Source organism: Erythrobacter sp. CCH5-A1, from assembly GCF_001557115.1.
Taxonomy (GTDB): Bacteria; Pseudomonadota; Alphaproteobacteria; order Sphingomonadales; family Sphingomonadaceae; genus Erythrobacter.
The window spans coordinates 12,785-29,527 of sequence record NZ_LSKQ01000116.1; the positions used below are offsets into that span (position 1 = coordinate 12,785).

General features: G+C 61.0%; 12 protein-coding genes. 11 read left to right on the top strand and 1 reads right to left on the bottom strand.

What is annotated here, in order from left to right; translation table 11 throughout:
* Positions 1 to 103 precede the first annotated feature (103 nt).
* The 5 genes from AX708_RS06040 (at position 104) to AX708_RS06055 (ending at position 5,097) form a co-directional block, all read left to right on the top strand.
* The gene (locus tag AX708_RS06040) at positions 104 to 1,306 is read left to right on the top strand and encodes an AAA family ATPase (RefSeq protein WP_066526122.1); all 1,203 of its coding nucleotides are present in this window, start codon (positions 104 to 106) and stop codon (positions 1,304 to 1,306) included.
* A gap of 80 nt (positions 1,307 to 1,386) precedes the next feature.
* Positions 1,387 to 2,442 (top strand): ParB/RepB/Spo0J family partition protein, encoded by a 1,056-nt coding sequence (locus tag AX708_RS06045; RefSeq protein ID WP_066526126.1) that lies wholly within the window; start codon positions 1,387 to 1,389, stop codon positions 2,440 to 2,442.
* Between the two features lie 118 nt (positions 2,443 to 2,560).
* Positions 2,561 to 3,796: a replication initiator protein A gene (locus AX708_RS06050; RefSeq protein WP_066526131.1), complete on the top strand. Its 1,236-nt coding sequence runs from the start codon at positions 2,561 to 2,563 to the stop codon at positions 3,794 to 3,796.
* Positions 3,797 to 4,435: 639 nt separating this feature from the next.
* Complete coding sequence (locus AX708_RS21340; protein WP_082745426.1) at positions 4,436 to 4,702, top strand: WGR domain-containing protein; 267 nt, start codon at positions 4,436 to 4,438, stop codon at positions 4,700 to 4,702.
* Positions 4,703 to 4,821: 119 nt separating this feature from the next.
* Complete coding sequence (locus AX708_RS06055; RefSeq protein ID WP_066526133.1) at positions 4,822 to 5,097, top strand: hypothetical protein; 276 nt, start codon at positions 4,822 to 4,824, stop codon at positions 5,095 to 5,097.
* On the opposite strand, the gene AX708_RS21065 is transcribed toward AX708_RS06055, so the two are convergent.
* Positions 5,064 to 5,948, bottom strand: a complete 885-nt coding sequence (locus AX708_RS21065) for a lytic transglycosylase domain-containing protein (RefSeq protein ID WP_082745427.1) — start codon at positions 5,946 to 5,948, stop codon at positions 5,064 to 5,066. The genes AX708_RS06055 and AX708_RS21065 overlap by 34 nt on opposite strands.
* A gap of 363 nt (positions 5,949 to 6,311) precedes the next feature.
* Here AX708_RS21065 and AX708_RS06060 point away from each other — a divergent pair, with 363 nt between their 5' ends.
* The 6 genes from AX708_RS06060 to AX708_RS20785 form a co-directional block, all read left to right on the top strand.
* Positions 6,312 to 6,941 (top strand): toprim domain-containing protein, encoded by a 630-nt coding sequence (locus AX708_RS06060; RefSeq protein ID WP_197425896.1) that lies wholly within the window; start codon positions 6,312 to 6,314, stop codon positions 6,939 to 6,941.
* A 64-nt stretch (positions 6,942 to 7,005) separates the two neighbouring features.
* Positions 7,006 to 11,232 (top strand): strawberry notch-like NTP hydrolase domain-containing protein, encoded by a 4,227-nt coding sequence (locus AX708_RS06065; RefSeq protein ID WP_066526138.1) that lies wholly within the window; start codon positions 7,006 to 7,008, stop codon positions 11,230 to 11,232.
* Between the two features lie 91 nt (positions 11,233 to 11,323).
* Positions 11,324 to 13,369 (top strand): ParB/RepB/Spo0J family partition protein, encoded by a 2,046-nt coding sequence (locus tag AX708_RS06070; RefSeq protein WP_066526140.1) that lies wholly within the window; start codon positions 11,324 to 11,326, stop codon positions 13,367 to 13,369.
* Positions 13,370 to 13,471: 102 nt separating this feature from the next.
* The gene (locus tag AX708_RS06075; protein WP_082747206.1) at positions 13,472 to 13,888 is read left to right on the top strand and encodes an ArdC family protein; all 417 of its coding nucleotides are present in this window, start codon (positions 13,472 to 13,474) and stop codon (positions 13,886 to 13,888) included.
* Between the two features lie 629 nt (positions 13,889 to 14,517).
* A complete protein-coding gene (locus AX708_RS06080) occupies positions 14,518 to 16,419 on the top strand; it encodes a reverse transcriptase domain-containing protein (protein ID WP_010890906.1) in 1,902 nt (633 codons plus the stop codon).
* Between the two features lie 2 nt (positions 16,420 to 16,421).
* Positions 16,422 to 16,743, top strand: a 322-nt coding sequence (locus AX708_RS20785; protein WP_255357977.1) for a zincin-like metallopeptidase domain-containing protein, incomplete at its 3' end; no start/stop codon positions are given.

Genomic DNA, 16,743 nt, shown 5'->3' on the forward strand with positions numbered 1-16,743 from the left:
TCGACGCGCCAATCACGCACTTTGAAGGTTCGCCAACGCCAGCTTGCCGATTTGAAGGTTTTCATTTATTCAAAAGCCACAAAACCTTCAAGGACACCTCTGGATGGCATATTCAGATTCAATTGTAACCCAGATTGGCGATCTCGCGGAGGCGGGCGAACGAATGATCGAGAGGCTGCGGCGGAAGGCTTTTCTGCCTGACAGCCGCAAAGGTCTGAACGTCCGGTTTGGAGTTGCTGAGACCGCGCAACTGCTCGGCTGTTCGACCAACAGGATCCGGATGGCCGAGGAAGATGGTAGACTTCCCCCGCCTCCCTCGAGCGAAAACGGAAGGCGTCTGGGCTACTCGATCGAAGACATACTTCACATGCGGCAGGTGCTGGACGCAAGCCCCGCCCGCGGCCCTAAAGACACTCCAGCGATGATTGCCGTTCAGAACTTCAAGGGGGGCGTCGGGAAATCGACCGTAACCACTCATCTGGCGCATTATTTCGCGGTTCAGGGCTACCGCGTCCTCGTTGTTGATTGCGACAGTCAGGCCACGACTACAACCCTGTTCGGGTTCAATCCGCACTTTAACATCACACGAGAAGAGACCCTTTACCCGTATCTTTCCATCGACCCAACCCAAGCGGACCTCCTCTATGCGGTCAAGAATACACCGTGGCCAAATGTCGACCTGATTCCTTCAAACCTCGAGCTGTTTGACGTCGAGTACGAACTCGCTGCCTCCGGCGCAGACGGCCAGAGCGTCCTTGCAGCTCGGTTCCGCAAATTGAAACAGGGCCTGATCGATCTTGCACGAGACTATGACGTCGTCATTCTCGACCCACCTCCCGCACTCGGCACGATCTCGCTTGCGGTGATGCAGGCGGCGAACTCCCTGCTGGTACCCCTTGCGGCCACCACGCCGGACTTCTGCTCGACAGTCCAATTCCTCTCAATGATGGATCAAGTGATTGGTCAATTGGTCGAAGCTGGCGTGGCGGTAGAGTACAACTTTGTCCGCCTCCTATGTTCGAAGTTCGACAGCGGCGATCCAAGCCATGAGATGGTGCGAGCCATAATGGAGCAGAGCTTTGGCCCCGCCCTTCTGCCTGTCCCCATTCTGGAGAGCGCTGAAATCAGCCACGCTGCTCTGCGTATGATGACGATATACGAGCTGGAGAAGCCAATCGGTACGACGAGGACGCACAAGCGATGCCGGTCCAACCTCGACGAAGCCCTCGGGCAGGTCGAGCAACTTGTAAGACAAGGCTGGGGCCGGACCCAGAACATTGACGAAAGCCTTCTCGTCAATGGCTGAAGCGACCACCCTGCTTGAATCGAGATTACGGGCTCTAATGAGCGGCGCGCCTCCACTGGCGGCACACTGAGAGGCCAACGATGGCAAAGAAGCAAAAGGACTATCTGACCGCATTGCTGGCAGATGAGATCGAGGGCCGGGAGACAGACCCGACAGAGGGCGAGTCTGAAGGCACCCCTGCGCTGCGTGCAGACCGATCACGCAGAAATTCATTGCTTGGGCGCGAAAGCGCCCTCGCCCGGGTCGCCAGTGGCGAGGTCAGGCAGGTTACGCAGCTTGCACTAGACCCTGCACGCGTTCGTCCGTGGACGGGGAATGCGCGTTCCTACAGCCACCTCAATGAAGACAATTGCCGCGAGCTGATTGACGCGATCATCGCCGAAGGAGGTCAGAAAGTACCCGCCGTCGTTCGCCGAATTGAGGGCGATCCGGAGTTTGAATTCGAGGTCATCGCAGGCACGCGGCGACATTGGTCAATTTCCTGGCTTCGCCAGAACTCCTATCCCGATTTGAAATTTCTCGCGCAGGTTGCCGACCTCGACGATGAGGCCGCTTTCCGTCTCGCCGACATCGAGAACCGCGCCCGCAAGGACGTTTCTGACCTCGAGAGAGCTCGCAACTATGCAGCCGCACTGAAGACCCATTACGGCAACCATCAGTCGCGGATGGCAGAACGACTTAAGCTGTCTCAGAGCTGGCTGTCGAAAATGATCAAGGTCGCGACTATCCCCGATTCCGTTGTAGCGGCTTTCGCATCTCCAGCTGACGTCCAGCTGAAGCCAGCCTACCCCCTCGCCCAGGCTTTCAGTGATCCGAAAAGGGCTGCATTGATCCAGAAGGCCGCCAAGGACCTAGCGACGAAACAGGCGCAGCTCCGCAATGAGGGAAAGCCCCCCATCCCTGCGCCGGACGTCATCAAGGCACTACTCACCACAGAGCAATCGCCCACCAAAAACCGAGAAATTGTGCTGAACGGGGCGCATGACCGGCCCGCAGTCAGCCTGCAGCGAACAAATCGGCAGGGCGTGACCTTGCGCCTGCATTCTGGGCACGGCCTCTCCGACGACGAGCTGCTAGCCAAGATCAAACTGCTGCTAGAAACCCTTGCCGCAGATGGTGGAGGACTTCAAAGATGAACGCCCCCCTGCCCCTGCCGATCAGCACCCCGTGGACCAATGATTATTCCCCGGGGAATAATGGCGTCTCAAATTATTCCCCGGGGAATAATTTGTGCAGGGAAAGCGAGGCGGTGCGATGACGCAGGCACTGAGAAAGAGTGTTCCCGAACAATTCGATCTCTTTCTGCCCTACCTGGCGGACATGCCGCTGCGCGACCAACGCGAGATGATGGAGCGCCCCTTTTTCTCGCTCGCCAAGCGCAAGAGAACCAAGCCCATCGAATACACCGCCCCGGATGGCAAACTCTGGGTCCACGTCAGCGCGAACCCCGACTACGGCATGGCGACAATATGGGATGCGGACATCCTGATCTATTGCGCCAGCCAACTCGCCGACATGTCTCGACGAGGAGTGAACGATGTGCCGCGCAAGCTCCACATCATGCCCTATGATCTGCTTCGTGCAATCGGAAGGCCTACCACAGGCCGCGCTTATGAGCTTCTGGGGCAGGCTCTTGACCGCCTGGTGTCGACGACAATCAAGACAAACATCCGCGCCGAAAACCGCCGTGAAGCAACATTCAGCTGGCTCGATGGCTGGACCCAGCTTGTCGACGAGAAGACCGAACGAAGCCGGGGGATGACGCTTGAGCTGTCGAACTGGTTTTGGGAAGGCGTCATGATGAAGGGCGGAGTGCTGAGCATTGACCGCGCATACTTCGATATCACGGGCGGCCGTGAGCGATGGCTTTACCGCGTGGCTCGCAAGCATGCCGGCGGCGCCGGCCAAGCAGGATTTGCGATCTCCATGCCCGTTCTGTTCGAGAAGTCAGGTGCAGAGGGTGAGTATCGCCGCTTCAAATTCGAGATACTCAAGCTCGCCGAAAAGAATGTCTTGCCGGGCTATCGGCTTGTCGTTGAGGACGGGAAGGGGGCTGAGCCACTTCTCAGAATGATCCGTCTCACAGAGAAGGCCAGTAGCGTACAGGAAGAAATTGAGCTCGAAAGTGAGGCAGTCTCTCTACTAGAGACAGTCGAGGTCGATACGGCCAGCCCAGTGGCATTGGACGGCCAAGGATCCGAGGCAACTGCTCCTCCCAATGAAGAAGCCCCGCTCTTTTTTGATGCCCGCCACCTTGTGCGATCCGCTGTAGCAGGCCTTTCCGACAGAGCCACCCGCGGGGTCATGACCGACGAAACGATCGGATATCTGCGCGAGAAATGTCCAGGGTGGGACCTCTATGCGCTCCATGCGGAATTCGAGGCATGGGTGAACGCGGACCCAGCAAGGACGCCTGCGAGCTGGCAGAAGGCTTTCATCGGTTGGGTTAAGCGCCATCACGAGAAGCACAAACACGAGCTGCGCAGATAACCAACCCGTGTGTGAATACCGTTAGAATCGGACGCCACTGAGTGGCGAAGGCTCCGTGCGTGAGCGCCCATGCGTGCGAAGCGTTCCAAATGTGTCGTGTCGATCAGGGGCGCATGCGCTCGAATGGTAACGCCAAGGCAAGATTGAAGCTCTTCTCCTGAACTCGCCTCGATAATGATTCAATTTGTCTCGCACCTGACCCTCATGAGAGCCGATTTCGACACTTTAGGAACAACCTTTCCACAACCATCGACACTTCAGGAACCAAGACACGGTCTTTTGGGAACAGACATTCGGAACATCGGGAACACATCGCCGACATTTTGGGAACCGTATGTCCGAAATTCCCAAGAGAATCCCACGAGTCGCGACCCGGTAGAGCAGCCTTAACTGATCTAACTTGGATATAACCAGTCTAACCAACGGGAAGCTTACAGGTTTTTTGGATCAGTATGATGACCGCTCTCTGACAGATACCGCTGCTCGCGATGGTCGCTGTCGAATAAGCAGGGCTGACGGGCGCGGATCGGCACGAGCTTCGTCGCATAGCGAGGAGCGATCGTTTCTGTGAATCACAGGCTGCCCAGTGATTCAGAATTCCAATTGGACCCTGCGATGATCGGTCTGGCAGCATAAGGCATGGAAAGACCTTACGATCAGTCATGGCACTGGCAGGCAATTGACCCCTCACGGAACATTGCTCGCAATTATCACCTCTGGGTCGCCACTGACTTGTTCGGATGGACAACAGTCGAGCGACGTTGGGGACGGATAGGCACGAAGGGGAGGGGCGCTACGGCCTCGTTTGAGAACAGGGGCGATGCGGAAATGGCTGCTAGGCGCATTCGTCTGCGGCGAAGGAGCTCCCTCCGTCGCATCGGAGTCGGCTATCACGAACTCGATTGATGGCTCGGTCGGCGGGCGATCTCAATCATCAACCTTACAAGCATTCGACCCTCAGTGATTTCCGGCATACCAGAAGCTGAGTTCGTGTTAGCCTGTGAAAAATTCAGGAGGCTTTGCGCATGCCTATCGCGACCTACAATGCTTGGGTTGCTCTCTACACCGGCGTCGGGCTTATGGTCGCGCTCTGCGCTGTGCTGGCTGCTGTGAAAACCATCTATGACCTTCGCCTGGGCTTGCTGGTGCTCGAATTCAGCGACTGGAGAGGGCGGGTCTTCGCCGTACCGAAACTATGGTGGCGCTGGCAGATCAATTATCTCTCAGGCGCGCCAGTGATCCTGCTGACGGCGATCCTGTTCGCGCATCATCTAGGATTTGCCACACTCATTGATGTGTAATCGGCAACTGACGCCCTTTGGGGACGGCCAAGCGTCGGAAAAGTGGAGGGCCCAGCGAAACGGGCCGGGCCGCGCTGCTCTGCGTTAGCCCAGGCTGCGGTGATTGTGCGGACATAGTCGATCGTTTCGCGGATACGCGGGATGCTCCGCGTCGCCCGGACCCTCCCGGGCCCTGCATTATACGCTGCCAACGCGAGGTCATATCGCCCAAACTCTTCAATCTGCATCCGGAGATAGCGCGCGCCTCCTCGCAAATTTTGAACGACGTCCCACGGATCGGCCACTCCAAGCTCCCGCGCGGTGCCCGGCATCAGTTGGGCGAGGCCGATAGCTCCCTTGGGCGAACGGGCAAGGACCTGATACCGGCTCTCCTGCCAGATTAGTGCGTCGAACAGGGCCACCGGAATCTTCTCTTGGCAGGCGATAGCTGCGATCAACGGAAAATGCTGCAGCCGTCGCCGCTCAGTTGCCGCAGGAAGATCATTTCGAGGTCTATACTGGGCATCTCCGCAGCCACCCATAGACATCGGTGAAAGGAAGAGTGCGGGCAGGACGTTTGACGGTGCACGGCCGCTCTGCATCCATTGAGGAACAGCGATGGCTGTCGCTGGAGGGGCAGTATCACTTCGATGCCCCGCGAGAATCCCGGTAAAGTCGGCGGCAAGCGTCGTTGTCAGATCGGGCTCCTCACGGATAATCGTTTGATCAACCGGATTTCTCTCCGGGCCAACATGGATGACAAAGCCCAGGGGCGGGGCGCCACCGAATTCTATAAGCTCGACCTCCTGCGCCGTAGCCGCAGAATGAAGCGCTGCGATGAACAGGCTCCCGATTATGGAACGAAAATGCATGATCTTGCTCCAGCAAAGGACCGAGCATCCCTCGCTAACACTCAGAGTCAATTGAGAAAAATATTCCGCCTTGCGTTGCTTGGCCGTCCAACGTCTGATCCGGGACAAAGGAAAGGGGGGGAGGGGAGGGAGAACTCAATAGGAATTGCTATGCCCCTTATTGCCAAACCCCCTTCACAGCGACTGGTCGATATCGTTGGAGCCCTTGGCGGCCGCTGGTCGGGGTACAGCGCCATGTGCCGATGCCCTGCCCATGCAGATGAAACTCCCAGCTTATCGCTGAGGCAGGGAAACCACGACATCCTTGTCCATTGCTTTGCCGGATGTGATCCAGCTGACGTGTTGCGGGAGCTCGCATTCGTCATGCCAGACAAGATGTACGCTTTCCCGGACGGCCCCGCACGGCCATTCGACTCCACAGCGATCGCACGCAACCTGTGGTCGCAAGGCCGCGAACTCGCGAACACATGGGCCGAGGCCTATTGTCGATATCGCGGTATTTTCGAGCAACACGAAGACCTGCGTTATCATCCCCGGTGTCCACGAGGTAGAAAGCCCGATACCGTGTTCGAGCCCGCCTTGCTCGTCGGGGTCCGCCAAGGCCGGGACATCATGGCGGTCCAGCGGATCTACCTCAGCCGGGAAGGGAAGGGCTACCGCTCCAAGCTCATGATCGGAAACCCGCAAGCCGGCAGCTGGCAGGGCCGTCGACCCGGCAAGGTGCTGGCACTTGCGGAGGGCTTCGAGACCGCCGCCCGTTTTGCAGAACTTCACGGAATCCCGACCTGGTCCTCGCTCGGAGCAGAGAGGCTCGATCTCGTGCGCCTTCCTCAGGGGATCGAGGAGTTGATCATTGCCGAAGACAATGATGCCGAAGGGCGCCGAGCGAGCATCAAGGCCACCGATGCCCACGCCCGCGAAGGGCTGACGATCCGGCGCATGGCACCGCCCGCAGGTTACGCTGACTGGGGAGCGGTCCCGAGGCCTCAATAGAGGGGAGGGGGAGGGGAAGGGTTGGCTTGTCCGTGATGAGGCAAGTCGAACCCAGGAGACCTCCATGACAGACCTGTTCGAAGCGGCCGCACAGCGGCGCACGCCCGCACAACTTGCCGCCCGCGCACTCAGCATTCTCATCGACAATGGCACCACCATCACGCGCGCGATGATGAACGCAACGATGACCAGCGCCTATGGCGGCAATGACGCAAGCGGCCGCTGGACCCAGCGCGACAGCTTCGAGGTTCTCGAACACGCGCTGGCATTGAGCCTCAGCGCCGCCGCCGACGCAACCTTCACGCGCGAGAACATCGACCGGTCGATTGCGCTGATGAACCGCCTCCCGACCCAGACCGTCCGTAGCGAGGAACAGCTCGACTGGCAGCAATTCTCGACGCCCGTAGATCTTGCCGCGGTCGCCGTCATGCTCGCCGATGCTCAGCCGGGCGATGTCGTCCTTGAGCCGAGCGCCGGGAACGGTCTCCTCGTATGCCAGCTTCCGCGCGTCGCCGAGTTGCAAATCAACGAACTCAATGAGACCCGCCGCGGACGCCTCGCCGACATTTTCCCCGGCACCACGATCACCGGCCATGACGGCGCGGCAATCGCCAGCACGCTTGCTGACAAGAACCCGCCCTCGCTGATCCTCATGAACCCGCCCTTCTCGCGCTCGCTCGGGCGCGGCACGGATCACCTTGCTGCCGTGCGCCACCTTGCCGCCGCGATCACCCATCTGCGCGCCGGCGGGCGCATCGTCGCAATCATGCCAGACTGGTTCTCCCGCTCGGCCAAAATGCGCGAAATCTTCGAGAGCACGCTGGCACCCGTCACGGTTCGCACCTCGATCCGCCTTGAGCAGGCATATACCAAGCACGGCACCAGCATTGCGGTCAGGCTCTATGTCCTCGACAAGATGCCCGGCTCACGGACATTCACGACCATTCAGCGCAGGGACGTTGCAGGTCTTGCAGACTCCCTTGAGATCGTGCCGCGCACACCCATGGTCGAAGAGCTGCGCAAGCCCGCAGCACCGATCAAGGCCATCTCGCTATTCGGAGCGACCCGGAAAGCAAAGCCAGCAGCACCGCGCATCTTTCGGGCACCGGTGCGCAACAACGTCCTCCCCGTGGGCTACAAGGCGCTCGAGACACCAGCGCCGCTCCTGGAACAGGCCGGGGTCTATCTTCCCTATCGGCCGAGCCGGGTAATCTTTGACACCGCTGGAGAGCACCCCACTGCACTCGTCGAATCGGTTGCGATGGGTTCGATCCCTGCGCCGATCCCGCAGCACATCCCGCAACTGCCGGAACGCACGGTCTCCGAACGCCTGCTGTCAGCGTCACAGCTCGAAACCGTGGTCTACGCAGGTCATGCCTGGGGACAGTGGCTTCCCGGCAAATTCAAGCCCGATCCCGAAGGCGTGGGCCTAATGATCGACGAGGAAGGCGCATCCTACCGCAAGGGCTTCTTCGTTGGCGACGGCACCGGGGCAGGGAAGGGGAGACAGGTCGCCGCCACAATTCTCGACAATTGGCTCCAAGGCCGCCGCCGGGCGATCTGGATCTCGAAGAACGAGCCGCTGCTCGACGATGCCCGCCGTGACTGGGCGGCCCTTGGCGGGCTCGCTGCCGATGTCCAGTCGCTCTCGCGATGGAAGATCCATGAGCCGCTGACCCTCGATGAGGGCGTGCTGTTCGTGAGCTATCCGACGCTGCGCTCGGCACGCGGCGATCACAGCCGTCTTGAACAGCTCATCCGCTGGGCGGGTGAAGAGTTCGACGGTGTCATCGCCTTCGACGAGGCTCACGAGATGGGAGGGGTTGCAGGCGGGGAGGGCGCCATGGGGACCAAGAAGGGCTCGCAGCAGGGCATAGCCGGGGTTCTCCTCCAGAACCGCCTGCCCAAGGCCAGGGTGCTCTACGCCTCGGCCACAGGGGCCTCCGAGGTCAACAACCTTGCCTATGCCGTCAGGCTCGGCCTCTGGGGTCCGGAAACCGCCTTCGCCTCGCGCGAGGCCTTCATCAGCGAGATCCGCGCCGGCGGCATTGCCGCCATGGAGCTGGTCGCACGCGACCTGAAGGCGACGGGCCTCTACATGGCCCGGGCGCTGAGCTTCGCCGGTGTCGAATACGACATCCTGCGCCACGAGCTGACGCCCGAACAGATTGCCGTTTATGACACCTATGCCGATGCCTGGGCGATCATTCATCGCAACCTGGAAACAGCGCTCGAGCTAACCGGCATCGTCGACGACCTCGAAGGGAAAACGCTCAATTCCGGAGCGAAGGCAGCAGCGCGTTCCCGGTTCGAATCCTGCAAGCAGCGCTTTTTCGGCCAGGTGCTCCTTTCGATGAAGCTGCCGACCATCATCAGCGCGGTCGAGCAGCACCTGGCCGAAGACAAATCGGTGGTGCTGCAGCTGGTGACGACGGCTGAATCGATCCTCAACCGCAGGCTGGGCGAGCTCTCGGCCGAGGAACGCGCCGAGCTTGATATCGAGCTGTCCCCGCTCGAATACTGTCTCGACTATCTCACCCGCGCATTTCCGACCCGCCAAATGGAGGTCTATACCGACGACACAGGTGAGCAGCATTCGCGCCCGATGAGTGACGAGCATGGCAATCCGGTGACAAACCCGCAGGCCGAGGCCGCCCGGGCGGAACTGATCGAGCACATCTGCGCCCTGCCGCCGATCAAGGCCGCGCTCGATGCTCTTCTCGAACGCTTCGGCCATGACAACGTCGCCGAGGTGACCGGCCGATCGAAGCGGATCATACCGGCTGCTGGCGGCCAACAGAAGCTCGAAACACGCACCGTGCGTTCGGCCCAAGCCGATGCAGCCGCCTTCATGGACGGGACCAAGCGCATCCTCATCTTCTCCGATGCGGGCGGCACGGGACGTTCCTACCACGCGAGCCTTGATGTCCCCAACCAACAGCAGCGCGTCCACCTGCTCCTGGAGCCGGGCTGGAGGGCCGATCGCGCCATTCAGGGGCTCGGGCGTACCCATCGCACGCATCAGGCCTCAGCGCCCCTGTTTCGGCCTGTCACGACCGACTGCAAGGGCGAGCTGAGGTTCACCTCGACCATCGCGCGCCGCCTCGACAGCCTTGGCGCGCTCACCCGCGGTCAGCGGCAGACCGGAGGACAGAACCTGTTCGACCCGGCCGACAACCTCGAAAGCGAGTACGCCAAGGCCGCGCTCGTGACCTGGTTCCATCTGCTCGTCGCGGGCAAACTCACCAGCACCACACTGGCCGATTTTGAAGAGCGCACCGGTCTTGCGCTTCTCGACGCAGACGGGGTCATCAAGGAGGACCTGCCGCCGATCCAGCGTTGGCTCAACCGGCTTCTGGCACTTCCTATCGGGCACCAGAACGTCATCTTCGATGAATTCCTCGCGCTTGTCGAAACCCGGGTAGCGGCCGCCCGCGATGCCGGCACCCTCGACATCGGCGTCGAAACGATGCAGGTCGAGACCGCGACCATCCTCGAGGACACGCTGCTGCGCACCGATCCCGTAAGCGGCGCAACCTCGCACCTGCTGACGATCGAGGTCGCGCGCCGGCGCAATCCTGTGACGCTCGAGCGGGTGCTCAAGCTTGCTTCCGCCGACAACACCGCAGTCTTTCTGCGCAACGGCCGTTCCGGCAAGGTTGCGCTCAGGACGAAAGCCCGCTCCGGCATGACCGAAGAGGGCACGCCGGTCCCGCGTGTCGAACTGCTCCGCCCAACGAGGCGCGAATTCCTTCGCGAGCATGACCTCTTCGAAACCGCTTGGGAGCCCTGCGGGCCGTCGGCATTTGCAACGGCCTGGTCGGCCGAGGCCGAGGAAGCGGCTCAAACCGTCGATACGGAAATCATCCGGATCGCAACCGGCCTCCTGTTGCCGATCTGGTCGGCGCTTCCTTCCGATCATCTGGCGGTCAACCGGATCGTCGATGCCGAAGGCAAATCCTGGCTCGGGCGCATGGTGTTTCCCGAGCATGTCGGGAAACTGCTGAAGGATCTCGGCGTCGAGGCACCGGCCCAACTCAGCCCGTCAGAGACCCTCCGCGCGGTCCAGGCCGGGGGATCCATCGCGCTGGTGCGCCCTGTCCCCTGCGAGCTCAAGCGCTCGAGAGTGAACGGATCGTGGCGGATTGAAATCACCGGCGCACCCGCCAGCCAGCTTGCCTGGTTCAAGTCACTCGGGTGCTTCACCGAGGTCATTCAGTACAGGACGCGGCTGTTTGTGCCGACCGAGAAGGCTGAAGCCATCATCACCGCTCTCATCGGTGCCCCATAGGACACAGAGACCCCTGAAGAGGAAAGGGGAGGGGGAGTGGATGGGGTGGATCCGGGGAGGTTTTCGCCGGGCCACATCCAGGAGAATGACGATGGAACAGATGATTGCCCTTTCGAAACTGCGTCACTCGGACAGCAACGTCCGCAAGTCCGGGCGCACCGACATCCCGCAGCTTGCCGGCGATATCGAGGCACGCGGACTGCTGCAGAACCTGTGTGTCACGGCGCTGAAGAAGCCCCGCGGGCACTACGCCGTTTTCGCCGGCGGCCGCCGTCTCGAGGCGCTGCAGCTGCTCGCTGCAGAGGGTCGTATCGACAAGGACATGGAAGTGTCCTGCAAGGTGCTCGAAGGCGATGATGCAACGCTGTCGGAAGCCTCGCTTGCCGAGAACTTCCAGCGCGTCAACATGACCCCGACCGATGAATGCCGCGCCTTCCAGCACTTCATCGGCGAAGGCTGCGACCTCGATGCCGTCGCCAAGCGCTTCGGTGTCACCCGCCGTTTCGTCGAAGGGCGTCTCCGGCTCGCGGGCCTTGCCGATCCTGTTTTCGAGGCACTCGCCGAAGGTCGCATCACTCTCGACATGGCCAAGGCCTATGCCACCACCGGCGATCAGGCCAAGCAGACCCGGGTGTTCGAGCAGTACGGCAACTACAGCTACACCACGCCGGATCAGGTGCGCCGTGCGATTGCCGGCGACGCCCTCAAGGCAACCGACCCGATCGCACAGTTGGTCGGTGAGGATGCCTATGTTGCCGCAGGGGGCACGATCGAGCGCGAACTCTTCAGCGAGAACGGTGACCGCTGGTCCGATCCCGAGATCGCGCAGGGGCTGGCGGCAGCTATCATGGAAGCCGAGGCCAAGCGCCTTGGCGAAGAGCAGGGCCTTGCTTGGGTCCGGCCGGTGGCTTCGGCGCACATCTACAACGCGACCGACGGGCTCTACCGTGTCAATCTTCCCAAGCAGCCGATGTCCGAGGCCGAGGAGGCCCGGGCGGATGCCATCCAGACCCGGATGGAAGAGATCGGCGACGAGCTCGACAGCGGCGAGCTCGACGACGAGGCCGGCAGCGCGCTCGAGGCCGAATACGACAAGCTCGAAGACGAGTGGAACGAACTTCAGCGCCGCCCGACGATCCTGCCCGACGACCTCAAGGGCCAGATCGGCACTTTCCTGACCCTCGCCTCCGACGGCAAGATGGTGCTGGAGACGACGTACTTCAGCGAAACCCCGATGCGCGATCCGGGCGACGACCGCGGGACTTCGGGCAGCACCGGGGCAACGGGCAAGGCCCCGCCACCCGAGAAGATCGCGCCGGGTGGCAAGCCGCTGAGCGCTCGGCTTTCCGATGAACTCGCGATGCAGCGCAGGGACATCCTTGCGGCCGCGCTGCTTGCCGATCCGGCGCTCGCGCTCGACTATGCGCTGTTCGCCATGATCGATGGGAACCGCGGGTACGAGCGCTACGGGACCACGATGAAGGCGGCGCGCCCGAATGACCCGGTCATCGGGAAGGATTGCGAACCGACCCCGGCCCGCATTGCCATCGAACAGGCACGCGATGCGCTCGATACGGCCTGGACCGAGGCCGGCGACGTGGTCACACGTTTCGAGGGCTTTCGCGCGCTCGATGACGCACGCAAGGCCGCTTGGCTCGCGCTGATGGTGGCCGGATCGATCGAAGCAAAGCCCGACTATTCGGACACGACCAACCCGCTTCACGCGCGTCTCGCCGGCATCCTCCACATTGAGCCTGCGCAATGGTGGCGCCCCACGTCCACCAACTTCTTTGACCGCGTCTCGAAGGGGACGCTGCTCGCGCTCCTCACCGAGATCGGCGGGGAAGTGCTGGCAGCACGCTATGCGGCCTCGAAGAAGCCTGAAGTCTCGGCCGCCTGCGAGAAGCTGTTCGCCGGTGAAGCGATCACCGAACCCGCGATCAAGGACGCTGCGCTGGCATGGGTGCCCGATGCAATGCGGTTCGACATCGCCCGTGCGGCGGTGATTGACGAAGACGAGGACGATTGCAGCGACGCCCACGAGGATCCCGAAGATGATCCTGCCGAGGACTGCGGCGACGATCAGAACGACTTCGAGGTCGAGCACCCCGACGAAACGCTCGAAGCCGCCGAATAACGCTCTCTCCTGGGCGTCCCTGCGGGCAGCTCGGCTTCGGCCGGGCTGCCCCTTTTTTCGTCATCGCCCGTCACTCGGGCCATTCCGACAAAGGATTTTATCATGGCAAAGACACGTCCGCGCCGGGCAGCCGGCAAAGGAGCGCGCCGCGACATCGCCGCCGAAATCACCGCCCTCATTCTTTCCAAGCTCGAACAGGGCGTCATGCCCTGGGTGAGGCCCTGGAATGCCACTCAAGGCGGGGGGAGGCCGCTTCGCCATTGCGGCACGGCCTATACGGGTATCAACACGCTCTTCCTGTGGGCCATGGGAGACGCCATGGGCTACAACAGCCGCTACTGGATGACCTACCGGCAGGCCGAAGCCCTTGGCGGTCAGGTCCGCAAGGGCGAGACCTCGTCCCTCAGCGTCTACTACTCGCAGATCAGCAAGACCGAGCAGGACAGGGTGACCGGCGAGGATCAGACCCGCGCCATCCGGTTTCTCAAGGCCTATAACGTGTTCAATGGTGCGCCGTAACGGCGGAAATTAAGGAGTGCTATCATGGATAGTTGATCTTGCTGGCTATAGATCATGCCCACTGGACTAACCTCGGCCAGAAATGGCTGCGATCCCGAAAGGGACGGGGAACAATAGCATGTTCAGAAAAGGTCCCGAAACGCCAAAGCCATTTGAGGCGCGAGGGATCAGGGCAAGACGTGTATGGTGAAAGCTATACTGCCTGAACCCCAGTTTGCAGCGGCTGATAACGTGGCGATGTCGCAGAATGGTTGACGCGGCATATCGGAGAGACGGAGGAAAGGGCGTTGAGTTCCTCCACAGCGAGCGGGACTTCCGCGAGCGCGCCAGCCTCTCTGACGCACCCTCTATAGGGAGGGGTAAGTGAACGAACGGGGCACCTAACCACGTCGTATCTCCAATTTCCGTAATTACGGGATGCCCTGAAGCAGGCGCTGGGAAGACCAGCGACCTGTATGGGCACGGAGCCGCCATATTACTCAAATGCCCGGTGTAATGGCCGGGACAGCCGCCGAGCAATCGGCGGACGGTCGGCAGTATAAGCTCGGGGTGACCCGGGCGAAAGCCTAACCGACCGGGGGAAGGGCGGCAGCGACTGCGATCAGACGACCTCAAAAGGAGGTGTGCTAATGCTGCCAGATACCATTGAGAGGGCCGTCAGATCACTCCCGACCGTCATCAGGTCGGGTCGGAAGGTCAATGGCCTCTATCGCCTGCTGAAAAGCCCGCTCCTCTGGGAGCATGCCTACCAGCGGATCGCCCCGAATAAAGGGGCGATGACGCCCGGAGTTGATGGTCAGACATTCGACGGCTTCTCGCCCGACAAGGTCAGGTCCATCATCGAACGGCTTGCGAACGGGACCTATCGACCTCAACCGGCAAGACGGGTGTATATCCCGAAAGCCAATGGCCAGAAACGGCCACTTGGCGTGCCGACCACGGAAGACAAGTTGGTCCAGGAAGTGGTGCGGACGATCCTCGAGCAAATCTATGAGCCGCTGTTTTCCAGACACTCTCATGGGTTCCGCCCGAAACGTTCATGCCACACGGCGTTGGAATCGATCCGCGCCATCTGGACCGGGGTGAAATGGCTGATCGACGTCGATGTTGTCGGGTTCTTCGACAACATCGATCATGATGTCCTCGTATCCCTGCTCGAAAAACGGATTGCGGATCGTCGCTTCGTGCGGCTCATCCGGGGTCTACTCAAGGCCGGGTATGTCGAAGACTGGGTCTTTCACAAGACCTACAGCGGAACGCCCCAAGGCGGGGTCGTCTCCCCGATGCTGGCGAACATCTACCTGCATGAACTGGATATGTTCATGCAGGCCAAGATGGCTGGCTTCGACAAAGGGAAGCAGCGATCACCATCCCCTGATGCCCGGCGCATCAGGAACCGCCTGTCCTATGTCCGCCGCACAGTGGATCAACTTCGCGCCAAAGGGCGCGGCGACGATCCCAGAGTCACTTCCTTCTTGGAAGAGATCGGTCGGCTCAAGGCGGAACGGCTTGCCGTTCCGGCCAGCGACGCCTTTGATCCGAACTACAGGAGACTGCGCTACTGCCGATACGCCGACGACTTCATCATCGGCGTCACTGGTAGCAAATCGGAAGCACGACAAATCATGGAGGAGGTCAGGACCTACCTGTCCGATCACCTGAAGTTGGCCGTGTCCGCCGAGAAAAGCGGAATCCACAAGGCTTCGGATGGGGCACGGTTCCTCGGATACGAAGTCCGGACCATGACCAATCCCAATCCGCACAAGGCGATCTTCGATGGTCGTCCGGCAGTGCGGCGAGGCTTGGCCGACCGGATGAAACTTCTGGTGCCAAGGGACCGCGTCGTGCGGTTCGTCAACTCAAAGGAATGGGGCGACTACGACAGCTTCAGACCTGTTGGGAGGGCGGCCTTGCGCTTCGCAAGCGATGTGGAAATCGTCCTAGCCTATAACGCCGAATGGCGCGGCTTTGCGAACTATTATGCCATTGCTGACGACGTGAAACGCAAGCTGAACAAGGCAGGTTACTTCGCCTTGCTCTCATGCGTGAAAACCATCGCCGGAAAGCACAGGACATCGGCTCGCAGAGTCTTCGCCAAACTGCGTCGCGGTACGGACTTCTATATCAGCTACGAGGTGGGAGACACCACCCGGACAATAAAACTGTGGCAGTTGAAGGACCTCCAGCGACACACGCGCACCTGGGGCGGGATCGATATCCCTTCCTCAGCAAAGTTCGTGTTCAGCAGGACAGAGCTGGTCGAGCGGCTCAACGCCCGCGAATGCGAGCGTTGCGGTAGCAATGACCAACCTTGTGAGGTTCATCACGTCCGCAGGATCGGCGAATTGCAGCATGCCGGGTTCAGTCGCCATATGGCGGCCGCCCGTCAGCGTAAACGCATGGTCTTGTGCTCCCGCTGCCACAACGATGTCCATGCCGGACAGCCGACCGACCGCCAACGGCGGACAGCACGCAGTCGTGGAGAGCCGAATGCGCTGAAAGGTGCACGTTCGGTTCGGAGGGGGGCCTAGCGATGTTCTCTCCGAGACATTGCGGGCCTACCCTACCCGATCAGATCGACGGTCTGCCTGCCCACTACTATCCAGACCTCGCGCCGCCTGAAGATCGACCCGAATCTGTACACCGCACCGCGATCGACGCCTTCTTCGCAACCCTGCCAATCGACATTCGGCATGGGGGTAACGCTGCGTTCTTTTCGCCTGCCGGCGACTACATCCAGATGCCGCCGCGCGAAGCGTTCCATTCCAACGATCACTATGCGAGCACGCTCGGGCACGAGGTATGTAACATCGCAAGTGTCCTCATTTCGAGGACAGTCGATGGCCTTTGCGCGC